General features: G+C 50.0%; 23 protein-coding genes, 2 pseudogenes and 1 riboswitch. Of the genes and pseudogenes, 5 read left to right on the forward strand and 20 right to left on the reverse strand.

From position 1 onward, the window contains the following. Positions 1-20 precede the first annotated feature (20 nt). The 4 genes and pseudogenes from cobA to hemA all read right to left on the reverse strand — a co-directional run bounded on the left by cobA (position 21) and on the right by hemA (position 4,148). The gene (cobA, locus tag WMO65_RS08990; protein ID WP_243128822.1) at positions 21-1,562 is read right to left on the reverse strand and encodes a uroporphyrinogen-III C-methyltransferase; all 1,542 of its coding nucleotides are present in this window, start codon (positions 1,560-1,562) and stop codon (positions 21-23) included. 30 nt (positions 1,563-1,592) lie between these two features. Continuing rightward, positions 1,593-2,456, reverse strand: a pseudogene (hemC, locus tag WMO65_RS08995) (hydroxymethylbilane synthase); the annotation flags it as partial. Continuing rightward, entirely contained in the window at positions 2,453-2,929 is a 477-nt protein-coding gene (locus WMO65_RS09000) for a precorrin-2 dehydrogenase/sirohydrochlorin ferrochelatase family protein (RefSeq protein WP_103732053.1), read from the reverse strand. The gene WMO65_RS09000 and the pseudogene hemC, both read right to left, overlap by 4 nt. Beyond that, positions 2,919-4,148: a glutamyl-tRNA reductase gene (gene hemA, locus WMO65_RS09005; RefSeq protein ID WP_033141805.1), complete on the reverse strand. Its 1,230-nt coding sequence runs from the start codon at positions 4,146-4,148 to the stop codon at positions 2,919-2,921. Before hemA ends, WMO65_RS09000 begins: the two co-directional genes overlap by 11 nt. Positions 4,149-4,381: 233 nt before the next feature. Then, positions 4,382-4,562: riboswitch (cobalamin riboswitch) on the forward strand. A 198-nt stretch (positions 4,563-4,760) separates the two neighbouring features. On the opposite strand from hemA, the gene WMO65_RS09010 reads away from it, so the two are divergent. The 5 genes and pseudogenes from WMO65_RS09010 (at position 4,761) to WMO65_RS09030 (ending at position 8,275) form a co-directional block, all read left to right on the forward strand. Next, entirely contained in the window at positions 4,761-5,507 is a 747-nt protein-coding gene (locus WMO65_RS09010; protein WP_033141806.1) for an energy-coupling factor ABC transporter permease, read from the forward strand. A 1-nt stretch (position 5,508) separates the two neighbouring features. Next, positions 5,509-5,808 carry an energy-coupling factor ABC transporter substrate-binding protein gene (locus WMO65_RS09015; RefSeq protein ID WP_033141807.1) on the forward strand — a complete coding sequence of 100 codons (300 nt, stop codon included), beginning with the start codon at positions 5,509-5,511 and terminating at the stop codon, positions 5,806-5,808. A gap of 29 nt (positions 5,809-5,837) precedes the next feature. Beyond that, positions 5,838-6,614, forward strand: coding sequence for a cobalt ECF transporter T component CbiQ (gene cbiQ, locus WMO65_RS09020; protein WP_033141808.1), 777 nt, complete (start codon positions 5,838-5,840; stop codon positions 6,612-6,614). After that, positions 6,611-7,213 (forward strand): annotated as a pseudogene (locus WMO65_RS09025) (energy-coupling factor ABC transporter ATP-binding protein); the annotation flags it as partial. The gene cbiQ and the pseudogene WMO65_RS09025, both read left to right, overlap by 4 nt. A gap of 273 nt (positions 7,214-7,486) precedes the next feature. Continuing rightward, positions 7,487-8,275, forward strand: a complete 789-nt coding sequence (locus WMO65_RS09030) for a sirohydrochlorin cobaltochelatase (protein WP_225305384.1) — start codon at positions 7,487-7,489, stop codon at positions 8,273-8,275. Between the two features lie 94 nt (positions 8,276-8,369). On the opposite strand, the gene WMO65_RS09035 is transcribed toward WMO65_RS09030, so the two are convergent. From WMO65_RS09035 to cobI, 16 genes are all read right to left on the reverse strand, one after another. After that, the gene (locus WMO65_RS09035; RefSeq protein ID WP_225305303.1) at positions 8,370-9,914 is read right to left on the reverse strand and encodes an NADase-type glycan-binding domain-containing protein; all 1,545 of its coding nucleotides are present in this window, start codon (positions 9,912-9,914) and stop codon (positions 8,370-8,372) included. Positions 9,915-10,014: 100 nt separating this feature from the next. Continuing rightward, positions 10,015-10,665, reverse strand: coding sequence for a precorrin-8X methylmutase (locus WMO65_RS09040; RefSeq protein WP_054351244.1), 651 nt, complete (start codon positions 10,663-10,665; stop codon positions 10,015-10,017). 155 nt (positions 10,666-10,820) lie between these two features. Then, positions 10,821-12,329: a cobyric acid synthase gene (locus WMO65_RS09045; protein WP_148392749.1), complete on the reverse strand. Its 1,509-nt coding sequence runs from the start codon at positions 12,327-12,329 to the stop codon at positions 10,821-10,823. A 38-nt stretch (positions 12,330-12,367) separates the two neighbouring features. Next, on the reverse strand, positions 12,368-13,423 hold the full coding sequence (gene cobD, locus WMO65_RS09050; RefSeq protein ID WP_148392750.1) for a threonine-phosphate decarboxylase CobD: 1,056 nt from the start codon (positions 13,421-13,423) through the stop codon (positions 12,368-12,370). Positions 13,424-13,434: 11 nt separating this feature from the next. Beyond that, on the reverse strand, positions 13,435-14,406 hold the full coding sequence (cbiB, locus tag WMO65_RS09055) for an adenosylcobinamide-phosphate synthase CbiB (RefSeq protein ID WP_103732489.1): 972 nt from the start codon (positions 14,404-14,406) through the stop codon (positions 13,435-13,437). Next, on the reverse strand, positions 14,400-15,017 hold the full coding sequence (locus WMO65_RS09060) for a histidine phosphatase family protein (protein WP_103732490.1): 618 nt from the start codon (positions 15,015-15,017) through the stop codon (positions 14,400-14,402). Before WMO65_RS09060 ends, cbiB begins: the two co-directional genes overlap by 7 nt. After that, on the reverse strand, positions 15,010-15,396 hold the full coding sequence (locus tag WMO65_RS09065) for a bifunctional adenosylcobinamide kinase/adenosylcobinamide-phosphate guanylyltransferase (protein ID WP_054351243.1): 387 nt from the start codon (positions 15,394-15,396) through the stop codon (positions 15,010-15,012). The genes WMO65_RS09060 and WMO65_RS09065 overlap by 8 nt, the downstream gene beginning before the upstream one ends. A gap of 93 nt (positions 15,397-15,489) precedes the next feature. Continuing rightward, positions 15,490-16,278, reverse strand: a complete 789-nt coding sequence (gene cobS / locus WMO65_RS09070; RefSeq protein ID WP_033141816.1) for an adenosylcobinamide-GDP ribazoletransferase — start codon at positions 16,276-16,278, stop codon at positions 15,490-15,492. Further along, positions 16,265-16,828: a bifunctional adenosylcobinamide kinase/adenosylcobinamide-phosphate guanylyltransferase gene (locus WMO65_RS09075; protein WP_103732491.1), complete on the reverse strand. Its 564-nt coding sequence runs from the start codon at positions 16,826-16,828 to the stop codon at positions 16,265-16,267. Before WMO65_RS09075 ends, cobS begins: the two co-directional genes overlap by 14 nt. A gap of 18 nt (positions 16,829-16,846) precedes the next feature. Beyond that, entirely contained in the window at positions 16,847-17,896 is a 1,050-nt protein-coding gene (gene cobT / locus WMO65_RS09080) for a nicotinate-nucleotide--dimethylbenzimidazole phosphoribosyltransferase (protein WP_033141818.1), read from the reverse strand. Positions 17,897-17,985: 89 nt separating this feature from the next. Beyond that, positions 17,986-19,362, reverse strand: a complete 1,377-nt coding sequence (locus WMO65_RS09085; protein ID WP_103733223.1) for a cobyrinic acid a,c-diamide synthase CobB — start codon at positions 19,360-19,362, stop codon at positions 17,986-17,988. A 12-nt stretch (positions 19,363-19,374) separates the two neighbouring features. Beyond that, complete coding sequence (gene cobK, locus WMO65_RS09090) at positions 19,375-21,354, reverse strand: precorrin-6A reductase (protein ID WP_118593994.1); 1,980 nt, start codon at positions 21,352-21,354, stop codon at positions 19,375-19,377. Next, positions 21,347-22,078: a precorrin-3B C(17)-methyltransferase gene (gene cobJ / locus WMO65_RS09095; RefSeq protein WP_033141821.1), complete on the reverse strand. Its 732-nt coding sequence runs from the start codon at positions 22,076-22,078 to the stop codon at positions 21,347-21,349. Before cobJ ends, cobK begins: the two co-directional genes overlap by 8 nt. After that, on the reverse strand, positions 22,071-23,189 hold the full coding sequence (locus WMO65_RS09100; RefSeq protein WP_054351242.1) for a cobalt-precorrin 5A hydrolase: 1,119 nt from the start codon (positions 23,187-23,189) through the stop codon (positions 22,071-22,073). Before WMO65_RS09100 ends, cobJ begins: the two co-directional genes overlap by 8 nt. After that, entirely contained in the window at positions 23,186-23,950 is a 765-nt protein-coding gene (cobM, locus tag WMO65_RS09105) for a precorrin-4 C(11)-methyltransferase (RefSeq protein WP_148392752.1), read from the reverse strand. The genes WMO65_RS09100 and cobM overlap by 4 nt, the downstream gene beginning before the upstream one ends. Continuing rightward, positions 23,947-24,648, reverse strand: coding sequence for a precorrin-2 C(20)-methyltransferase (gene cobI, locus WMO65_RS09110; RefSeq protein ID WP_033141824.1), 702 nt, complete (start codon positions 24,646-24,648; stop codon positions 23,947-23,949). The genes cobM and cobI overlap by 4 nt, the downstream gene beginning before the upstream one ends. Positions 24,649-24,660 lie beyond the last annotated feature (12 nt).

Genomic DNA, 24,660 nt, shown 5'->3' on the forward strand with positions numbered 1-24,660 from the left:
TACACTCCTTTTATCCTCTGTTATCTGCTATTTTTTAAGTCTACAACCAAATCCACCACACTGTCAATGGTGGCCTGTTTCGCCATAAATGTCTTCATACCCAGGGCATCCGCCGCGGCTTTCGTCTGTTTTCCAATGCAGGCAGCCGTTACTTTTGTAAAGTCAAGCCCTTTTACCGCCTCCGCAAATCCTCTTACCGTGGATGCGCTTGTGAAAACCGCACAGTTGATCTCTCCGCTCTCAAAAGCTTTTTTCTCATCGATCACTTCCTGTTTTTCATAGAAAGTGTCATAAGTGGGCACATCACAGATGAAAAGTCCCGGCTTTTTCTCCAGCTCCTGGATGATCTCTTTTCCGCCGATCTTGGCTCTCGGAAGAAGGATCTTCTCATTCCCGCTGCAAACACTGCACAGAGCTTTCCCCAGAGATTCCCCGTCAAACACTTCAGGCATGAGATCCACGAACAGACCTCTCTCTTCCAGTGCCTTTTTCGTGCCCTTTCCGATGGCGGCAATCTTCGCGCGGCCTAGTCTGCGGACATCTGTCCCGGCTTTTTTCATCTCCTCAAAGAACACGTTTACACCGATAGGACTTGTAAATGCCAGCCAGTCATAGGTGTGAAGCTGTCCGAATGCGTTATGAAGCGCGCTCTGGTCTGCAAGGGGAGCTGTGCGGATAGCCGGAAGCTCCAGCACCTCAGCACCCATCAGACGCAGTTTTTGTGACATGGTGGAAATGGTTTCCCTGGGTCTTGTGACCAGCACTTTATACCCTGCAAGAGGCAGCTTTTCATACCATCCGAAGGTATCCGCAAGGGAACACACCTCACCCACTACAATGATCGCCGGTGTCTCGATTCCCCGGCGCTTTACTTCCTCCTCAAGTGTGGCAACTGTGGCCACGATCCGCTTCTGCCCCGCTGTGGTTCCCTTCTGTAAAATGGCAGCCGGCATCTCTTTTTGCATACCCGCCTGCAGCAGAGAGTTACAGATATCCGGAAGCGCGGTGACGCCCATAAGAAATACCAGAGTGCCCTTCGTGCGCACAAGCGCGTCAAAATCTATGTCATAGGCCTCCCCCTGCTTTTTGTGGCCTGTGATAATGTGCAGGGAGGAACAGTAATTCCTGTGTGTCACGGGAATCCCGTTGTACGCGGGGACTGCCAAAGGTGAGGTCACTCCGGGCACCACTTCGTAGGGGATTCCCTCTTTTGTAAGAAGCTCCAGCTCCTCCCCGCCTCTTCCGAAGAGGAACGGGTCCCCGCCCTTTAGACGCACCACCCGGTAACCTTTTTTTGCCTCATCCACAAGAACCTGGTTGATCTGTTCCTGGGGCATAATATGGTGGGAGGCACGTTTTCCCACGTTGATCAGGCGCACGCCGGCCGGAATCCGGGATAATACCCCCTGCCCCACCAGGCTGTCATATACTACCACCTGTGCGTTTTTCAAGGTCTCCATGCCCTTCAGGGTAAAAAGTCCGATGTCGCCCGGGCCGGCGCCCACAAGCCAGACCTTTCCTTTGCAGTATCTATTGTCTGTTTCCTGTTCCCTGGCTGTCATATTCTCTCTTCTGCACTCCTCTCTCAGTTTCTGTGCAAGACGCACGCCCAGCTCCTCTGCTTCTTCTCTTTTCCCTTTCAGACTGCCCTTTTTATAAGCGCCTGTCTCTTCCTCGTAATAGAGTCCGGTAAGCAGGATTTCATCCCGGACCACCACCGCGTGGGCAGCCACCGGCGAGGAACATCCGCCGTCCAAAAACCTTACAAAAGAGCGCTCTGCCAAAGCCGCACAGGTACTGTCCGCGTCCCCGTATCCGTCCAGATAAGAGTAATCCTTCCCTTTTCTGCCCTGCACGGTCAAAATGCCCTGTCCTGCTGCCGGAAGCATCTCCTCCGGCTCAAAATATCTGGAAATCCTGTGGGTAAGCCCCAGCCTTTTAAGGCCCGCCGCTGCCAGCACCAGCGCGCTGTATTCCCCGCTGTCCAGTTTCCGAAGCCGCGTCTGCACATTTCCTCTGACACTCCTGCACTCCATATCCGGGAATAATTCCCGAAGCTGCAGGGTACGCCTGAGACTGGAACAGCCGATGGGCTTTGTCCTGTCAAGCTCGGTCACTCCCTCCGGGAGCACCAGCGCATCTCTGGGGTCCTCTCTTTTTGAAAAGGCAAGAAGGGGCAGTTCATCCGGAACCTCCATGGGCATATCTTTCAGGCTGTGCACGGAAAGTTCACTTCTTCCGTCCAGAAGCGCCCGGTCCAGTTCTTTTACAAACAGTCCCTTTCCCCCCACTTTGTCAAGGGTTCGGTCCAGAATGATATCCCCTGTTGTCTTCATGGTGAGAAGCTCCGCCTTCAGTCCCTCATTGTTCTTCTCTATGTAGTCCTTCACCATTTCGCTCTGTATCACAGCAAGCCGGCTCTCCCGGCTGCCGATTACCACTGTCCTGCTGTTCATGCTCTACCTCCCGGCGTTTTCAAAAATTCTTCCACTTTTTCCCGCATCTGTCTTGTCTTTTTATGATCTTTTCCCGCCGCGTTAAATCCAATGACCACGCCATCATGGCAGATAAGTCCCGGGAAATGAAAATCACACTTGTTCTGGTCACTGGCTGTATTCACCAGTATGCCCAGACACTTGCAGGCACTGTAAATATCATCATTTACTCTGCTGTCATCTGTGGCTGCCAGAGCCAAATCCGCGTCATACAGATCTTCCCGCCGGTATTCTTTCTGTTTCCAGATAAGCTCCCCCTTCTCTGCAAGCTCCCGGATCTCCGGCTGTACAAGAGGAGCGATCACCACCAGCTCCCCCACAAATCCCAGAAGGCTTGTGATCCTTCTGGCAGCGATCTTTCCTCCGCCGATGACCACGGCTTTTTTCTGTGTCAGGTCTGTATACAGGGGAAACAGTTTTTTCTCAGTCTTCATAAACCTTCTCCAATCCGGCCACGCACTCCATAAACGCGTCCTGTTCCAGGGAGTCCCGCAGGCCGAAGATCATTTTGTTCACCACTTTTCCGGCTGCCGTGTCAATGGCTTTCAGGAGTTTTTCCCTGTCACTGTCCTCCATGGGCGTCTTTTTTAAGATTTTCAGAATCCGCGCGTTCAGATCCTCCACTGCCTCTGTCTTGATATCCTGGATTCTCGGAAATACATCGCGCCCTGAAAACCAATTATAAAATTCCGACATCTGCTCATCCAAAATGGCCCCCGCCTTCTGCATGCTGGCCCGGAGTCTTGGGGAGGCAGCATCGATCTTGAAGCTGTCAATGTCATAGAGCGTCACATTCTGCAGCTCTCCCACCTCCGGGTCAATATCTCTTGGCACAGCCAGGTCGATCAGTATCACATGATGGGGAACCTCTGCGTTTTCAAAAAGCTCTTTTGTTATGGTGCAGTTCGGGCTGGCTGTGGCGGATACCACCAGATCACATTTTGGCAGCAGTTCCATTCTGTCGCCGTAGTTGATACGCTCACACCCCTGGGGAATGGTCACAATGCCGCTCCGGTACTGACGGACGGTCACGGTCACATCAGCGCCTGCTTCTTTCAGAGCCAGTGCTGTCACCTTTCCCATCTCCCCGTTGCCGATGACCATGCAGGTTTTTCCCTGAATGGAAAATCCCTGGTTTTCCAGCCTGTCAATGGCCTGATGGATGACAGAGGTATTGGCCCTTGAAAATACCACTTCTGTCTTAACCTTCTTCGCCGCCGTCACTGCCATCCGAAAAAGCACCTCCAGCACACCGTCCGTACAGTAGGCATCCCTGGAAAGAGTCAGTGCGTCCTTCACCTGGGTAATGATCTGGTCCTCCGCCAGAATCTGGGATTTCAGGCCGCTGGTCAGATAAAACAGATGCTCCACAGCCTCCCTTCCTTCCCTTGTGATAAAATACTCCCGGTATTCCTCCTCGGGAACTTCTTTTTCTCTGCATAAAAAGCTAAGAAGGGACCCCTCCCAGTCTTCCTGCACACTGGCCCAGATCTCCATCCGGTTGCAGGTCGACAAAATAATACACCCTAAGATGTCCCTGTCTTCTTTCAGACGCTCCATAGCGCTCACCGCATTTTTTTTGGTGAAAGAAAATCTGGCCCGGACATCTACGGATGCTCTGCTGTGATCAATTCCAATCATGGAAATACTCATAGTTCCTACACTCCATATCTTTCGTTTCCGTTTTTTAGATGCCGCGGTCATAAAATATGACTGTTCCAAATCTTATACGGCACCTGCTGTTTTTTCATATTAGCACAGAATGAAAACGGGTGCAACATCTTGTTCCCCGTATACCCGGCAGGAAGATCTGGTGCCATAATAGTTTTCTGATTTTTCTTGTCGAATTCAATTGACAAAAAACTTCCGGGGAGATACAATAATCACAGAATTGAGTGTGCACAGGTGTCCGCTTTTGCGGAAGAATAGGAAAGTTGAGTTAAAAGCTCACACGGTCACGCCGCTGTGAGGGAAGAGCTGCATTTTATAATGTCACTGGGAAACTGGGAAGGCAAAATGCAGCGATGAGGCCCGAGTCAGAAGACCTGCCTGTCACAAACGATTTACACAATGGTTACGAACGATGGCCTTGTGTAAGAACAGGCGGATACGGCATTTATTCTTTGTATAAAGTCACCTGCCCCGCGTTTGTTCTTCTGATGGCCTGTCGGTATTTCTGCCGCCAGGTTTTTTTATACCCTTTTTGGCCTTTTGCCGGTTAAAGGGTAAGGCTTTATTACTCGATCAGAAGGAGGAAAAGACAAAATGAGTAAGAAACAGAAAAAAATCATTGTACTGGCAAGCATGTTCGCACTGACCTTTGGTATCGTGCCCAACGTCAGCGCCATGCACATCATGGAAGGTTATCTTCCCGGAGGGTTCTGCATCGCATGGGGTGTCATCTGCGTACCATTCCTGATCGCAGGATTCATGTCCATCAAGAAAACCCTGAATGAACACAGAAACCTGATCACCCTGCTGGCAATGTCAGGAGCGTTCGTGTTCGTTATCTCATCTCTGAAGATCCCGTCAGTGACAGGAAGCTGTTCCCATATGACAGGAACCGGACTGGGAGCCATCCTTTTCGGTCCCAGCGCAGTTTCTATTCTGGGTATTATCGTGCTGCTCTTCCAGGCAATCCTGCTGGCACACGGCGGACTCACCACACTGGGCGCCAATACTTTTTCCATGGCCATCGCAGGACCTTTTGTATCCTACGGAATTTTCTTCGTATGTAAAAAATGCAGGGTAAACAAGCATATTTCCATTTTCCTTGCAGCAACTCTGGGTGATTTATTTACATACTGCGTTACTGCTGTTCAGATGGCCCTGGCTCATCATGCAGATACCACGATCATGGGCGCCATGGGAAAATTCCTGCTGGTGTTCGCACCCACACAGTTACCTCTGGCAATTATCGAAGGCATCATCACAGTTCTTATTATCATGGGTCTTGAAACCTATGCGAAACCGGAACTTCGTACCATCGGTTTTTTAAAGGAGGCAAAGTAATATGAAAAAAACAGTGATCGGATTATTAGTTGTGATTCTCTTAATTGCGTTTGTTCCGCTTTTTGCATTAAAAGATGCAGAATTCGGCGGCTCTGATGATGCCGGCAGCCAGGTAGTTGAGGAAGTGGATTCCGGCTTCCAGCCCATCGCGGAACCGCTCCTTGAAAAAATGCTTGGCCGCGAGCTTCCGGGCGAAGTGGAAAGTCTTCTGTTCTGCGTACAGTCTTCCATCGGAGTGGGCATTCTGGCCTTCTTTATGGGACGTTTTGTAGAAAGAAAGAAGCTGGGAAAAGGCGAATGATACTTTTCATCCGGCGAAAGGAGTAACTTATGATAACCATTGATAAGCTTTGCTATACTTCCAAGCTTAGATATGAAAATGCCGGTGAAAAGTTTGCGTTTGCGATGATTACACTTCTTTTTTGTGTAATGAGTCGTTCCATCGTGGTCGCATGCATTGTTTTAGCAGTTACAGGGATTCTCACCGTTTATAAGGGGGGAATCCCTTTTTCCCGCTATCTGCACTTTATGACTGTGCCGCTGGCTTTCCTGATTCTGAGCACCATTGCCATTGTTCTGAATGTAAAGCACGAACCGCTGGACCTGTTTGCCATCCCAATCGGGAGCTTATATCTCACAGGAAGTCTGGATGCCCTGCTCTACGCTCTGCAGTTGATCCTGACGGCACTTTCCGCAGTCTCCTGCCTGTATTTTCTGTCCATGACAACACCTATGCCGGACATCTTAAATGTACTGGGAAAGCTCCACTGTCCCAAACTGATGATCGAGCTTATGCTGCTCATCTACCGGTTCATCTTCGTGCTGCTGGACACTGCGTATTATATTTCCACATCACAGAACAGCCGCCTTGGAAACAGGGATTACAGGACAAGCTTAAAGTCCTTCGGCTCCCTTGGCTCTGTTTTGATGATTCGGGCAGTAAAGCGCTCCAATGCCCTCTACAGTGCCATGGAAGCACGCTGCTATGACGGCACCATCCATGTTTTGAATGAAACCTATCCTCCTAAGAAAAAAGTGATTGTGTGGATTGTTTTATTTGAAATCTTTTTATTTTCCATCATGATCTGGAGGAGGTTCTTCACATGAACAATGACATTATACTGAAAGCAGAGAATTTATATTTTTCTTATGACGATGAAAATTCCCATTCGTTAAACGGTCTCAGTCTGGAAATCAAACGCGGACAAAAAGTTGCGTTTATGGGTTCCAACGGTTCCGGAAAATCCACTTTCTTTTTATGCTGCAACGGCATTCACCGCCCCTCCTCCGGTACCCTGTACTTTGACGGAGAACCGGTCACCTATGACAAGAAGGGACTCTTAAAACTGCGCAGCAAGGTAGGAATCGTATTCCAGGACCCTGACAACCAGCTCTTCTCAGCCAGTGTATACCAGGAAATCTCCTTTGGCATCCTGAATCTGGGTGTGTCCGAGGAGGATGCAAAAAAAGAGGTGGAGGAGGTTATTGATCATCTGGAGATCACACCTTTCCGCCACAAGCCTACCCACTCCCTAAGCGGAGGGCAGAAAAAACAGGTCTCGATTGCAGACATCCTTGTTATGCATCCGGATATTATCATTTTAGATGAACCGGCAGCGGCCCTGGACCCCAAACACACCACCATGGTCAACCACATCGTCAATCGTCTGACAGAGGCCGGGATCACCGTTCTCATGGCCACCCATGATGTGAATTATGCTTATGAGTGGGCAGATGAGATCATGCTTTTTCATGAGGGAAAGGTTCTCATGCACGGCACCCCCGCTGATGTATTCAGCAACAAGGCAGTCCTCGCCCGGACGAACCTGGAACCGCCTGCTGTTCTGGAGCTGTTTGACAGTCTGTGTATGAAGGGCATTTTAAAACCCACACTGCCTGTCCCCAAAAATCTGAAGACTCTGGAAAAATACATCGCAGATGTCAATATGAATACTACACATTACGGAGGAATATTACCAGTGAACACAGAGACAAAGAAAGCAATCCTGGCAGTCAGCTTCGGCACCAGCCATGAGGACACCAGAAAGGTCACCATTGACGCCATTGAAGATTCCATGAGACAGGCATTTCCCGAATACCCTGTCTACCGGGCATGGACCAGCAAAATGATCATACGGAAGCTGAAAAACCGTGACAACATTATTGTCCCCACAGTAAAGGAGGCCATGGAGCAGATGGCAGCCGACGGCATCACGGATGTGCTGGTACAGCCCACCCATGTGATCAACGGCATTGAAAATGACCGAATGAAGGAGGACGCCCTCTCCTTCCGGGATTCCTTCCACTCCATTTCTTTCGGAGATCCGCTGCTCACCACAGAGGATGACAGCCATAAAGTGATCGCTGCCATCGCCCGGGAATTTTCCCATATTACAAAGGATCAGGCACTGGTATTCATGGGACACGGCACCACACATTTTGCCAACTCCATCTATGCGGCTCTTGATTACACGTTCAAGGATAAAGGCTACCACAATTTCTTCCTTGGGACCGTGGAAGCCTATCCTTCCATGGAAAGCCTGAAAAAAATGGTGAAGGCTTACCGGCCAAAGGAAGTAGTTCTGGCTCCCTTTATGATCGTGGCAGGGGACCACGCGAAAAATGATATGGCAGGAGATGACCCGGAATCCTGGTACAGCCAGTTTAAAGACGAGGGATATGAAGTGAAGACCGTGTTAAAAGGTCTCGGTGAATATGAAGGCATACGCAGTCTCTTTATTGACCACATCCGTGCGATTGACAGATAAATATGTCTCCGACAGCCATTCAGGCATCGGAGCTGTTGCCAAAAAGGCCATGAAGCAGAAAGCTGCTCTTCTGCTCCATGGCCTTTTTATATTGTTATTCATATATCTCAACTTCGGAGATACAGTTGTCATTCCATCTGTCTCCTTCATATCCGCTTTTGATATAAAGGGATACATAGGAAGCTTCCACGGGTTCATCAAAGGACAGGCAGAACGCTTTCATCTCATCAGAGAACTCCACATCCTTTTTCTGGGAATCGCCCACGCTGATGGTCAGGGACGCGGGTCTGGCATTTGCCTCCCACATGTTTTCACTTCTCCAGTTGCCCAGGTAAAGCACCATGTACCGCACTTTGCGGGCTTTGTCAAAATCCAGCCGGATGCCGGTACCTTCGCCCAGTCCGTCTTCTCCCTCCTGCCAGGAGGAAGCAGTGTCACCATCCACAGCGCTGGCTGCACTGTAATCATATTTTTCGGAGGACTGCTGGGAATTCTGGTCAGCGGATGCAATGGAAACCTTCTGGAATTTTGAAAAGTCAATGCTGTCTGCATCCACCTGTTTAAAATATTCCTGTTTCTTTTCCTCTTTCTTCTCTTCCTTTTTTTCTTCCTTAGGCTTTTCTTCCTTCTCCGGCTCTTTGTCCTTATCTTTCTTGTCAGCATCTGCAGCACCGCTGTCCTTCTTGCCGGCATCTTTATCTGCCTCTTCGCCGCTGTCTGTGTCCTTGTTGGCTGCATCCTGCTTATTCTCTGTATTCTGCGCCTGCGCACCGGACGTTTTGTCTTCCGGCTCTATCTTGGCATAGTATGCCTTCTTCTCCTCATCCATCTGCTGCATGGTGCGCACCCCCCACAGAATGCCGATCAGAAGACATACGATCAAAATACAACCGGATATGAGCCAGATGGGACTCTTATTCTCAGGCTCTCCCCGATGTTTTTCTTTTTTTGGCTTGTTCGCAGCAGATTTCTGTGCCTGACTGACCAGATTTTCAAAAGGAAGTTCCTCTGTGTCTGCAGAGTCTGAATCCATAATATCTGCATCACTGTATTCTGCGTCAGAATCCTCTGTGCTTACGGGGTCCGCTGCTTTGTAATCTGTCTCCTCATGATCCGTATTTTCGGAATCTGCTGCGCTGCCATCTATATTATGGTCTGCTATTACAGCATCCGCTGCTTTAACATCTGCATCATAATCAGCTTTTGGCGTATCTGCCGCTTTAGAATCTGCATCATAGTCTGCTTGTACCACGTCTGCCGCTTTAGAATCTGCATCATAGTCTGCTTGTACCACGTCTGCCGCTTTAGCACCTGCATCATAATCTGCTTTTACCGCATCTGCCGCTTTCGCATCCACATTCCCGGAACCATTCCCCTCCCTCTGATTCTCGGAAACATAGACTTTATCAGTCTTTTCATACCCTGCTGCCGCGGCTGCTGCAACGCTGTGAGCGGAATCCTCTGTATCCTTATCCGCTGCTGCGGCAGCCTCCATCTTCATGGCCTTCAGCTCTTCGTCGCTTTTATAAAACTCCCAGATGTCGTCCTCATCCATGTATTCCTCGAACACCGCTTTTCCGCACTTTGAGCAGAATAAATCATCGTTGTCCAGCTCATGGCCGCATCTTTCACACTTCATATTATACTTCCCCTTTCTGCCATTTCACTCTGATGTGTTTTGCAGTGCTCTTTTCTGTGTATCGCAGTTTATGCTGCATAACACAGAGTGAACAGAAATTTTATTTCCAGTAGTCCCTCTCATTATCAATCATATAGAGAAGCGCATTGCAGATACAGGCTGCGATGTTGCTGCCGCCCTTTCTTCCCTTTGCCACAATGTAGGGAACTTCTGTTTCCATGATCATTTCCTTAGATTGTACCACATTTACAAAGCCTACGGGAACCCCTATTATGAGATATGGAGAAATTTTCCCCTCCCTGATCAGTTCATACAGACGGACCAGGGCTGTGGGCGCATTTCCGATGGCGAATATAAGAGGCTTTCCCATGGAAGCGGCTTTGTCCATACTTGCCACCGCACGTGTCGTCCCCTGGCTCTTTGCCGCAAAAGCCACATCCTCATCAGACATAAAACAGAAAACCTCCCCGCCGTACTTTGCCAGCGCTTTCTTGTTAATGCCCGCTTTTGCCATCTGTGTATCTGTCACAATACAGGCACCATTCTTAATGGCATCGATGGCTTTCTCCACTGCATGCTCGGAAAAGCAGAGATTCTCCGCATAATCAAAATCAGCGCTTGTATGAATACAGCGTTTTACGATCAGCTCTGTACCCGGAATCAGTTTTCTGTCTCCCAGCTCCTCTGTAATAATCTCAAAGCTTCTTGTTTCAATCTCTTTTGGTTTTACATTTTCTAATTCTGTCTTCATCTCATCTGCCCTTTCTATATAACAGTTCAGACAGGTCTGCGCATTTACTGCACTGACCGTATGAACAGGTAGCGCCTGCAGGCATCCAGCCCATCGCGAAGCGATTTTTCATGGCTGGATGCGTAACAGTTCAGCTTATCTGAACTGTTACCTTTCTATATGCCGGCTTCCAGGATTTCATATATCTTTTTCATATCCAGATGCTTTCTCAGCTCACTTGCCAGAATATCGTACTGTGTCTCCTTAAACTCTGCAAATTCCACACCTGTCATCTGGCTTACATCCAGGCCTTTTATTTCCCCTATGGCTTCCACTATCTTCCTGGCCACTTCCTCTTTGTCAAAAATACCGTGCACATAAGAACCATAGACATTTCCTGCACAGGCTCCGTCCTCCTTGGATGTGCCCTTCACCGTATCTGTGATGTTCACAAAGGGGCTGGCTCCTTCTTTCAGGGTTGTCACTCCCATATGGATTTCATAGCCCTCCAGCTTAACGCCTGTCAGGCCTTTTAATACGCCTTCCACCTTTGGAAAGCTTCCCTGCACTCTGGTCCTTGTCTTGGCGCCCCGGAATATGGTATCCATTGGAAGAAGCCCCATGCCCTTTAACTGTCCGCCTGCTTCCACATGATCCGGATCAGACAGTGTTTCTCCCAGCATCTGATAACCGCCGCATACACCGAAAATGATTTTTCCCTCTGCCGCCTTTTTTAAGACAGCAGCCTCCAGACCGTTCTGGCGCAGCCAGAGAAGATCCTCCATGGTGTTTTTAGAACCCGGAAGCACGATCATATCGGGATTTTTCAGCTCCCGTACGGTTTTCACATAACGCACAGACACGCCCGGAATCACCTCCAGCGCATTAAAATCCGTAAAGTTGGAGATACGCGGGGTGCGGATCACTGCAATATCGATCAGATCCACTTCCTGTTTCCCGTCAAACCGCTCTGTCAGGCTGTCTTCATCTTCCACCTCAATGTTCAGATAAGGGGCTACACCCACCACAGGAATGCCGCTCTTTTCTTCCAGCATTGCAATCCCCGGGTCCAGAATGGTCTTATCACCCCGGAACTTGTTGATGATCATACCCTTGACGATTTCTTTCTCGTCCTCCTCAAGAAGCATCACCGTGCCGATCAACTGTGCGAACACACCGCCACGGTCAATATCGCCTACCAAAAGCACCGGCGCTTCTGCTATTTTCGCCATTCCCATATTTACGATATCTTCCTGTTTCAGGTTGATCTCCGCAGGACTGCCTGCGCCTTCGATCACTACAATATCATATTCCGATGCCAGTTTGTCATAAGCTTTCTTAACTTCCGGTATCAGGTTCTTTTTGTAGGCAAAATATTCCCTTGCGCTCATGGTTCCCAGAACCTCTCCGTTTACAATCACCTGGCTGCCCGTCTCATTGGTGGGTTTTAACAAAATTGGATTCATGTAGACAGAGGGCGCGATTCCTGCTGCCTCAGCCTGCATCACCTGCGCCCGGCCCATCTCCAGACCCTCCTCTGTTATAAAAGAGTTGAGTGCCATGTTCTGCGATTTAAAAGGGGCCACCTTGTATCCGTCCTGTTTAAATATACGGCACAGGCCAGCCGTCAGAAGACTTTTCCCCGCATTGGACATGGTCCCCTGCACCATTATTGCTTTTGCCATTTCCTGTTCCCTTCCTTTCTCCCGGTGTATTTCTCTATTCAGACTGCCTGCAGCGCCCGAATCTCTTCAAGCACATGCAGGAGTTTTGTATTCTCTTCCCTGAGCCTTACAGCAATCCTGTAGTACCCCCTGGAAAGTCCGTAGTAATTGCTGCAGTCCCGGATTAAAATCCCTCTTTCCAGACATTGCCGGTAAAGGTCTTCGGGTCCTTTAAAAAATATGTAATTGGCACTTGAGGCATAGGTCTGATACCCCAGGCGCTTCATGCCATCCAAAAGCCAGATGCGCTCCCTGTGTATGGCTTTCATGGATTCCTCCACATATTCCCGCTCTGAAAGTGCCGCAATACCGGCTTCCTGGGCCAGAATGGACACATTCCACGGCTGGGTCACCATCCGCATTTTTTCAAGCAGTTCTCTGTCTGCGCACAGGGCATATCCCAGTCTGACACCTGCCATGGCATAGCGCTTTGTAAATGCCTTGAGTATAAAAAGATTTTCACTCTCTGCCAAATACGGCTTCATGGTATGCACATTTGGATGTTCCACAAAATCCACAAAGCATTCATCCAGCATAAGGATACAGCCGGATTTCTCACAGCGGCGCAGCACATCCTGTAAAAAATCCTGCTCCATAAGCACACCGGTAGGGTTATTTGGGTTGCACAGAAAAACCATATCCAGTTCTTCTGTGATGCACTCCAAAAACTCCCTTCCCACCAAAAATCCGCATTCCTCCTTCAGCGTGTACCGTTTGATCTCACAGTCCACCGCCTCCAGAGCCTGTTCGTATTCCGCAAATGTAGGGGCGGGAAGCAATGCCTTTTTTGGTTTCAGGGCCAGCACCAGGGCAAAGATCAGATCCGCTGCGCCGTTTCCGCAGATGATCTGCTCCTGCGGAGTCTCCTCATACCGGCTGATTGCCTCTCTCAACCGCTCACACTCCACATCCGGATAATGGCAGACCTGATCCATGGCTCTGGCTACAGCCTCCTTTACAGATTCGGGCGTGCCGAAGGGATTACAGTTGGCGGAAAAATCCGTCACATTCTGATGGCGGTAGACATCCCCGCCATGGGTGTGGTAACTTATCATCTATTTTCTCCTTACAGTAACATGAAAATCCCCATACGGATCAGGGCAAAGAAAAGAGTCCCCAGGGCAGCGCTTGCATACAGCAGACGGTTTGCCCTTTTAATGTCCTCTGTTTCCACCTCTCTTACCGCGTCTCCGATGGTGGGTTTTTCATATAATTTTCCGAAATAAAAAGCATTTCCCGCAAGCTGGATGTCCAGAGCACCTGCCATGACAGCCTCTGTCTGGGCAGAGTTTGGGCTTGCATGATTGTAGCGGTCCCTCAGAAAGATTTTCTTCGCGTTTTTCCAGTCAAATCCCGCAAAAAAGGAGGCCAGTATCATCAGCCAGGCGCTGATCCTGGCCGGTATGTAATTGGCAATATCATCAAGCTTTGCTGCATATCTTCCGAAATGCAGGTATTTTTCATTTTTATACCCCACCATGGAATCCATGGTATTGATCCCCTTATACAAAAACATGAGGGCAGGTCCCCCAATAGCCATATAAAAAAGGGGTGCAATGATGCCGTCAGATGTATTTTCCGCAATGGTCTCCACCGCTGCCTTTGTCACACCGGCTGCGGATAAGCTCCGGGTATCTCTTCCCACGATCATGGAAACCGCGGTTCTTGCACCCGGCAGGTCCGGCTTTTTCAGCGCCTCATACACACGCATACTTTCCGCCTTCAGAGACTTCACTGCCAGCATCTGATAGCACATGAAGGTTTCCAGGGCGATCCCCAGAACCGTGTGGATATGGTAAGCCAGATACAGAAGCAGAAACGGAACTCCTCCGCTTCCTATACAGATAAGCAGAACAAGAAAAAATCCGGCTGTCTTCTCCCCCCCGGGGGTTTTTGGAAACATACGCCTGAGTATTTTTTCCAGCAGTGAGATACCATTTCCGATGATACGGACCGGATGGTACAGCCATCTGGGATCCCCCAGAAGCAGATCTATCAAAAAGCCCAGTATCAGGGCCAGTGCTGTCCATTTTACCATGTCTTGTCAAATCCTTCCTGTGTATATTTGCCGGCCACCTGTATCTTCTGGCTCTCTCTCCACTTCTTTTCTTCCACCAGTACCTCGTATCCCTGGGCATTCTTCACCTGCCAGTCAAAATAGCTCCTGTCCGCGTCTGCACAAGCGCCAAGGATACTCATGATCGTTCCCCCGTGCACCACAAGGGCTGCTGTGTGCAGGCCATCCTTCAGACACTGCTCCACACAGCGGGCAAATCCCCGGACGCACCGCTTCTGAAACATTTCCTGGCTTTCCCCCTCAGGAAAAGGCAGGGTTCCGCTGCTGTCGATCCATGCCTGATACTCCGGATTTCCTGACAGCTCTTGGTAATTCTTATTTTCAAAAATGCCGAAGTCGCATTCTTTTAAAAGCACTTCCTCTTCTTTCTCCGTACCCGGAAACAGAATCCCGGCTGTCTCCAGACACCTGCGCATGGGGCTTACAAAAACCCGCTGGACAGGCGGGTAGGAAAACTTACCAAGAAGAAGGATTCCCTCCTCGCAGAGAGGTTCATCCGTGCGGGAGCCAATATAACGCCCCAGTCTGTTCCCCGCCGTCATGGAATGGCGGATCAATAGAATCTTAAGCATCTTTTATCACCGTCCCGATTCCGCAGGTCACCCGGACTACACGTTTCGCCGCGGCTGCCATCCTTGTGCAGATCCTGCCCACAGCCTCCCGGTATTTTCGGTCAAAGGCATCCACAGGGACCACACCATACCCCAGTTCATTGGAGACCAGCACAATGTCCGGATTTCTCACGGATAATTCCTTTTCCAGATCATCCAGGTCCCTGCCCTCCAAAAGTCTCGCCCGTATCCACTCATGGAAATGATACAGGCATCCGCAGGAGAAAATATCTTCATAGGAGGCATCTGCCCCGTCTGTCATCTCTTTCTCCTCAAATCCCTGCATGGTTTTTACATATTCCTTTTTTCCCTGAAATGCTCCGCCAATAATCAGCTGCATATACCTTTCCTCCATTCTGTTTCCTTTGTACCCTCACAGTCCTTTGTCTACGGAATTCAGCCTGACTGCCGGCTGCATTTGGTCACTTTTCTTCTACAGGCAGCGCACAACCACCTCACCGATCACTGTGAACAGGGCAATGACAAGCTCACAGATCTGCATATGAAAACCGGCCAGGTCACCTGTGATCCCTCCGAACTGTTTCATGGACATACGGTAATAATACAGATATTCCAACGCCGCACCCAGTATGGCAAACCCACCGATCACCGGCTGATAGAAAACCATCAGCACAGCCGCTGCCAGTGAAAAAAGTACAGAGACCACTCTCACCGCGTTTTTCTGCGCACCGTCTGAAAAAGTGGCTGCCAGTCCGGTATTCTTAGCCATGGGAAAGGACGCGATTGAAAATGCCCCCATCCCTCTGGAGAGTACAAATCCCATACACACAACAGGAAGCCCCGCTTCGGTCAGCTCACTGTACACGCCAAAATACAGAAGGAAATAGCAGATTCCCACGATAATGGCAAAGGCTCCTGCATTGGAATCCTTTAAAATTTCCAGTTTCTTCTCCCTGGGCTGATAGGAATTCAGGGCATCTGAGGTGTCCAGAAGGCCGTCCAGATGGATTCCGCCGCTTACCGCAACAGGAATCAGAAGAAGCACAATGGTGATAAAGATACGGCTGTCCAGAAAACTGCCGGCATATGTACCCCAGAGCCAGGAAAGCCCGCCGATCACCACGCCTATCAATGGAAAAAAGCACATGACATACCGCATGTTTTCCTTCGTCCATTCACTCTGAGGCATGGGAATCTTGGAATACATGGAAAATGCGATCTTAAAACTGTTCCAAAACTGTGCCGCTTTACTCTGTCTCATCCGATATTTCCCCCGTCCTGTCTGTTTTCTCTGTCCTGTTCTTGTATGTGAGGGGAATGCCATACACCACCTCTGTCACCTGACAGGCCCGGCGTGCTGTCTCCCGGTTGATCTCACCCAGGTATTTCTGGTACCGTCTGGTCTCCTCCTCATACTCTATGCCGTCGGAAAAAATTTCGTTGGTCACGATCACCAGCTCCGCTGCCTGCGCATCCAGAGCCTCAATCCCTTCCAGCACTGCCTCCACGGTCCTCTCCTTTGCGCCGTCCTCCTGAAACATCTCATTGGCGGTCAGATTGGACATACACTCCAGAAGCACACAGGCGCCTTTTGGCACCTGCACATGTTTCAATCCTGTATAACACTCTATAGTTGTGAAATTCTTCTCGGCGCGCATACGCCTGTGGCGCTCCACACGCTTTTTGCTCTCCTCATCAAAGGGGTACATGGTGGCAATGTAAATCCTTTCACAACTGCCAAAGCCAGTGAGCACATCCTCCGCATAGGCGGATTTTCCGCTCCCGCTTCCCCCCGTCACCAAAGTTATCATAATTTCGCTCCGCTTTCCTTAATCTAACGGCACATAAGCATCCATGCCGATACCGCCGAAATCGCTCATTCCGTAAAATACTGCTGTGGCAATGTCTAAGAGCGGGAAGAAAGCCACGGCTCCTGTTCCCTCTCCCAGGCACATATCACAGTGCAGACAAGCTTCCTTGCCAAGGGCTTCTAAAAGCAGATGGCCTGCAGGCTCTTTTGACACATGGCTGGCGATCATATACTGTTTTGCAGTGGGGCAGATACCGGCTGCAACCAGGGCTCCGGTGGCTGAAATGACGCCGTCAATGACAACAGGGATCTTAAGAGCAGCACCGCCCAAAAACAGACCTGCAATAGCAGCGATATCAAATCCTCCCACCTTGGCAACCACATCGATGGCATCGTTTTTATCCGGTTTGTTCACCTCCACCGCTTTTTTGATGGCATTGATCTTACGGTTTAAGCCCTCACTGGAAAGACCTGCGCCGCGGCCTGTCATATTCTCCACAGGCATATCCAGGAGCACGGATGCCACAGCACTGCTGGTTGTGGTATTTCCGATTCCCATCTCACCGGTGGCAATGATGCCGTATCCTTTCTCTTTCAGCATTTCCACCATCTCAATGCCTGTCTCGATGGCTCTTACCGCCTGCTCTCTTGTCATGGCAGGTTCTTTTGTCATGTTCTTTGTTCCATAGGCGATCTTGCGGTTTAAGATACTGACATCTTTTGCCACGCCCACGTCAACAGGGAAGATCTCCGCTCCGACGGTTTTACACATGATGCTGGAGACAGCTTTTGTCTGCAGGAAATTCTCTGCCACCAGAGCTGTGATCTCCTGCCCGGTCTGGGTCACACCCTCCTCGACCACGCCGTTGTCCGCACACATGGGAACCAGTGCTTTCTTTTCCAGATGGATATCCAGACAGCCTGTGATACCTGTGATCTGTACCAGCAGGTCCTCCAGCTTGCCCAGGCTGTGAAGGGGATGCGCTATACTGTCCCAGCGTTTTTTGCTCTCCTCCATCACTTCCTCATTGACCGGTTCAATTCTTTTCAAAGCCTCTTCCAGTTTCATGTTTCTTTCCTCTCTTCCTCTTTCTGTATTTTGTGGTAACGATTCAGCAGATCAGTGCATTCCCTGCGCAGAACGTCTGAATAGATATCTCATTTTTTATATTCCAGGCATTTTTCCAGAAATGCCTGGGGAAGCCTGGGATTTCCATAGTAATAAAAATGCGGAAAACCTGCCAGCAGATGCTCCGATGCATGCAGACACTTCCATGTCCTGCTGCTCATTGGCTTCTCCGCCAAAAATTCATGGCCGCAGGATGTGGACTCGAAATAATGGAACTCATGGGCAGGACTTTTCCCAATATTTTTTCCGAATACGGTTCCCTCCCTCTGGGTAAGCGTCACATATCCAAACCGTCCCAGTTTTTCCGTTCTGTAGGCATGTCCCGGTATGATTCCCACACCGTCGCACGGATTTTTATCCATATCCTCCATGGATTCATGCAGATACATAAAACCGCCGCACTCTGCCAGAATAGGAATCCCCCTCTGATATTCTGCCAGAATGGCACGGCGGATCGGGTAATTATCCTCCAGCTCTTTCCCCAAAAGCTCCGGATAACCGCCGTAAAAAATCAGGCCGCAGACCCCTTCCGGAAGCCTTTTGTCATGGACAGGTGAAAAATATACAATCTCTGCCCCCATCTGCTCCAGCAGCTTTAAGTTGTCCTCATAGACAAAGCAGAACGCCTCATCCCTGGCAACTCCGATTCTGACTTTTTCGGGTAGGGAAAATGCATACGCGCTGTCCTCCTTCCAGGGCTTTTCCTCCGGGATTTCCGGGGCACTCCCCGCGATCTCCAGGATTTTGTCCACGCAGAGCGTCTGCTCCAGTATCCCTGCAAGTTTCATGAGTTTTTCCCGGAATCCCTCCACCTCTTCAGGCATTACAAGTCCCAGATGGCGGCTCTCCAGCACACAGTCTTCCACCTTCGGCACATATCCCAGAACGGGGATGGAAAGCTCCTCCTCTATCATTTTCCGGACTCTCGGATACAGCATGGCTGTCATTTGATTCAGAATCACGCCGGCGATCCGGCTGTCCTTTTTATACTCCGCAAATCCCTTGATATAGGGGAGCACAGACACACTCATGCCCCGGCAGTTCACAATGAGAATTGCCGGCGTCTCCGTCACATTTGCCAGCTCATAGGCACTGGCCCTGCTGGTGGTCCCTCCGACCCCGTCATAATATCCCATGACGCCTTCCATAACTGCAACATCCATGCAGCGGCTGTTTTTTGCAAGCAGATACCGCACCATATCCCTGTCAGTGAAAAAGGTGTCCAGGTTTCTGGATTTTGTCCCAATGACTTTTGTATGGAACATGGGATCAATATAATCCGGCCCGCACTTGAAGGATGCCACTTTCAGCCCGCGGTTTTTCAATACCTGAAGAATGCCGCAGGTGAGCAGAGTTTTGCCGCTGCCGCTGGCACCGGCACAAAGAAGTATGCGCGGTATTTTCATATAATATCTCTCCTATCTGATGTCTCCTGTACAGGAAATAATGGTGATTGGATTCTCGCCCATCATCATATGGTAAGGCCCTGCTTTTTTTGCCCTTCCCACACTGAGCTGCACCACATCCGTATCCGTGACCGGCAGCTCCTTTAAGCAGCGCAGCGCCTCCGCCACACTCTCCATGGCAATGCAGTTTATCACGATTCTGACCCTGGGATTTTTGCGCAGCAGCAGTTCCATAATGGCTTTCATATTTCCGGATGAGCCGCCGATGAAGGCATGAGTAGGCGCTTCCAGATCTTCCAGCACCTCCGGGGCCTCCCCCTCCACAACGATCAGATTCTCCGCTGCAAATTTCATTTTATTTTTCTGAAGCAGTTCCGCAGCCAGGGATTTTTTCTCAATGGCGTAAACCCTTCCCCGGGCGGCCCGAAGCGCCATCTCCACAGAGACAGAACCTGTTCCTGCTCCCACATCCCAGCAGACAGAGTCACTGAGAAGCCCCAGCTTGGCAAGAGATACTGTGCGCACCTCCTCCTTTGTCATGGGCACTTTATCCCTTACAAATTCTTCATCCCGTATGCCATGGGTGGCCGGATATGGCACGAATGCTTTGTTCTCCGCATATACCACGCTTAAAGCATCTCCGGTATAAGAGATAAAATCTTTTGGATAACCGGAAATGATCTTCTCCTGTTCATAGGAAAGCTGCTCTCCCACAAACAGACGTACATGCTCCATTCCGTAATCCATCAGTTTCCCTGCCAGCACAGACACGCCGTCCCTGCTGCCAAGAATTGCGAAAACCTTCTCATGGGTGCGGACTGCTGCTGCCAGATTTGCATTTCTTCCGTGGGCGCTTGTGATAAATGCGTCATCCCAGGATCTGCCGATTTTTCCCATGAAATACACCAGGGAGGAGATTCCGCATACCACCCGCACGTGATGTCCCGAAAGCTTTTCCAGAAGTTTTCTTGCTCCGCTGTAAAAGCCCACGTCCCCGGACAATACAACGGCTGTCTTCTCATATTCCGGATGTTCCTCTATATAGCTGCAGATTTTATCACTGTCATACTCCATGCAGGTATCCTGCCCCTCATAAGCGGCTGCCTCCACCATACGTCTGGCGCCGATGATGAGTTCCGCCTCCTTCAGCACCTGCTGTGCCTCCAGTGTCATGAGTTTTTCGCTGCCTACACCTATTCCCACAAGAGAAATTTCCCGGGACGGATGCAGGGAAAACTTTTTGCAGAGCATCCTCCTGCACGCAGCAAGGGAAATTCCTTCCTCCACAAGAGGTCTTCCCACCACGATAGGGGTACAGCCTGTCTCCAGGGCTGCATCCAGTTTTTCCTGATACCCTCCGGTGGCGCCTGACATTTTTGTGACCAGGTATTTACAGTTAAGCTGCTCTATCATAGCCCTGTTCATCTCTTTCGAGAACGGCCCCTGCATGCAGATTAGATTTTTCCCTTCAAATCCATGTTCCGCGCACTGTGCCGCCACATTTGCCAGGGAGAGTACCCGGGCAAACACCCGCTCTCTGTAATCGGGAATGACTGTATATTTGGCGATTTCCTTGCTTCCGGTTGTCACCAGAATGTTTCCCTTGGTGCCCTTCAGATACTCGGCAGCCTCGTCCACACTGGAGACGTAAACGGCTCTGTCATTTTTTTGATCACTCTCCCTGCTGCTGCGGAGAAGCCTTACATATCTGCATCCTGTCTTCTCGCAGGCTGTGCGGATGTTCTTTGTCACCTCAGCCGCATAGGGATGGGTGGCATCAATGACCGGGTCTGCCTGTATGCTGCGCATAAGATTTTCCATATCCTCCTCTGTAAGGCGCGTATGGGAAACCGTCATATTCCCGCTTTTAGGCAGCAGCTCCTCCCCGTACTCCGTAGCCACACAGATATGGGAGGGTATGGACTGGCTGTCCAGAAATTCCGCAGTCTTACGGCCTTCCGTGGTGCCTGCAAACACAAGGACCTTACACATTTTTATAGCCTCTCGGCGTCACCATCCTGCCGCCGATTTCCTTTGTCTGGGAATTGCCGATGAAGACTGTGGTAAACATATCCACTTTTGTCTCCCTCAACTCTTTCAGAGTCATGACTTTCATCTCTTCCCCATCTCTTCCGATATTGCCCACAATTCCGCAGACAGTGTCCTCTGACTTGTATTTCATCATCAGGTCACAGGCTTTCATCAGGTAATCATGGCGCTTTTTACTGGACGGATTGTACAAGCAGACTACAAAATCCCCGTGAGCCGCATCTAACAGCCTGGTCTCAATCTTCTCCCATGGAGTCAGCAGGTCGCTGAGGCTTATCAGACAGAAATCATGGATCAGAGGCGCTCCGAGAACTGCTGCCCCGCCGGTGGCTGCCGTAACCCCCGGAATGATAGTGAGTTCCACGCTGGGATATCCCACGCCTACCTCATACATCAGGCCGGCCATACCGTACACACCTGCATCACCGCTGCAGATCATGGATACGGTCTTTCCCTTCACGGCTTCCTCAAAAGCCATGACACAGCGCTCCACTTCCTTTTTCATAGGCGTTGTGAGAAACTCTTTTCCCGGAAAATGGTCCTTTACCAGATCCACATATACCGTATATCCAATGATCACATCACTGTTCTTCAGGGCTTCCGCAGCCTCAATTGTCATCTTTTCATAGGCACCGGGACCGATACCCACCACGTATAATTTATTCAAAATGCACACTCCATTTCCTTCTGGCCAGAGCAACGGTCACTCCGTCCTCCGCATATTTTCTTAAGATCAACATACTCTTCACGCCGTCCTGGCTGCTGCCCAGTACTGCGCTTCGTTCACAGACATTGTCCACGCCTGTCACCTCTTCCACAAATTTTGACTCCGCAAAGGTGCCTTCCACCTGTGCCAGCTCCTCCTTTGTATAAGTGACAAAAGGCAGGTTTCTGTCCTGACAGTACCCTATAATTCCCGCCTCATCCTTTTTCAGGTCAATGCTTGCCACCCGCTCCATAGATACAGAGGGAAGCAGCAGCTCATCGCAGGCTCTGCGGATGACACGCTCCACAGTCTCTTTTTCGGTATCCTTTCTGCAGCCCACACCTACTGTCACCACTCTTGGCACCAGGTACAGGGTATGGACAAAAGGATGCTTCTGGTAATTATCCGTCACATAGATACCGATCTCCGGTTTTTCTTTTTCCTCATCCAGCAGCACAAGCTCTGAGGGGATATCCCCGATCCATGGAAAATCACTGGCAAATCCCACTTCCTTTCCATCCACAAGCGCTGCGGAAATCTCCTTCGCCAGATCCATATCGGAAATATAGCATCCGTTTTTCCTGGCAAACACATCCACCGCAAATTTCTTATTGATATCCGTCGCTGTGGTGATGACCGGTGTGGCGTGAATGATGTCCGCGATCTCCTCCGTGAGTTCATTGGCACCGCCGATATGTCCTGACAGCAGGGAAATGGCAAAACCGCCCTGCTCATCTACCACAATGACAGCCGGATCTATTTTCTTACTGGTCACAAAGGGGGCAATGCTGCGCACAGCGATTCCGCAGGCTCCCACAAACACAATGGCATCGGAATCCCGGAAGCGCATGCCCGCCCATTCTTTTATGGAGGCGTCAACAGGCTTTGCAAACTGCTTTACATTGCGGAAGGACCTGTCGTCCACCTCAAGCTGTGACTCATCCATGACTTTTTTTGTATATTTACTTTTTGTATAGGACTCTACCTCATATCCGCGCTCTTTCATCACCCAGTAGAGCATCTCGCTCAAACGGTATCCCGCACGGCTGAAGCTGATAATGGAAACTTTCATATGGAATCCGTACCCTTTCTGAATTCTGTTGTAAAACCGGGATCATATAATTTTGAACGGTCATATCCGTTATGCGCCACCACATCGCCGATGATCATAAGTGCTGTCTTGGTGATCTGGTTCTCCCTGGCTGTCTCCGCCAGAGTTCCCACTGTGCAGACAAAGGATTTCTCATCCTCCCAGGTGGCCTTGTACACGATTGCTGCCGGTGTATCCGCGGTATAACCGCCCTCGATCAGCCGCCTGGAAAGCTCTTCCAGAAGGCCTGTGCTCAAAAACACCACCATGGTGGCATGGTGCGCCGCAAAAGACTCAATACTCTCCTTTTCCGGCACCGGCGTTCTGCCTGCCATTCTTGTGATGATCACACTCTGGGACACATTTGGCAGCGTATATTCCAGATCCAGAGCTGCAGCCGCTCCGCAGAAGGAACTTACGCCCGGACAGTAATCATAGGCAATGTTCTCCTCATCCAGCACATCCATCTGCTCCCGGATGGCACCGTACAGACAGGGGTCACCTGTATGAAGGCGCACCGTCACTTTATTCTCCTTCTCGGCCCTGCGCATAACATCCAGAACCTCCTCCAGTGTCATCCTGGCACTGTTGAAAATCTCACAGCCTTCCTTTGCGTACTCCAGAAGCTGCGGATTCACCAGGGAACCTGCATAAATGATGATATCTGCTTCCTCCAGAAATTTCTTTCCTCTCAGGGTGATCAAATCAGGGGCACCGCTCCCCGCTCCTACAAAATGTATCATAATGTCTCCTTCTCTTTTGCAATAATCAGGGAATAATATCCGGACTGTTCCGGTATGTCCTCTGCGCACTCATATATTTTTTCTGTGGGCATACCGCAGTCCTCGATCATAACTGCTGCCTGTCCGCTTTCCAGTATGCTCTCACGCACCTGTTTCAGTTTTTTACCTGTCTTCATCAGCACTTTGGTGCCCGGAAGCTTCAGAATGTCATCCATGGTATCCGCATTATAGGTAGCCGGAATCACATGAAGAGGCTCTGCCATCTCCACAAGTCCCATATTCAGTCTGGCCGCCACTGCGCAGAAGGAGGTAATGCCGCTTACGATCTCAGCCTCATATCCGCGCTCCACGATTCTTTTATGTACATAGAGGTAAGTGGAGTACACAGTGGGGTCCCCCAGTGTGAGAAACGCCACATTTTTCCCCTCTTTCAGCCGGGCTTCCACATCGTCTGCCGCCTTGTCGTGATTGGCCTCCAATACCTTTTTGTCCTTTGTCATGGGCATGGCAACTGGAATGAGTTCTTTTTCATCCAGGCCATCATAGGCACCTTTTACAATTTTATAAGCCACACTCTCCTTAACATTATTTCCGGGTACGGCGATGACCTCGCTTTCCCTGATCAGGCGGAGCGCCTTGAGTGTAAGCAGTTCCGGGTCTCCCGGCCCCACTCCTAATCCAAACAATTTACCTTTCATCTGTTTCCTTCT

It is taken from the genome of Blautia caccae, assembly GCF_040095955.1.
GTDB classification, from domain to species: Bacteria; Bacillota; Clostridia; order Lachnospirales; family Lachnospiraceae; genus Blautia; species Blautia celeris.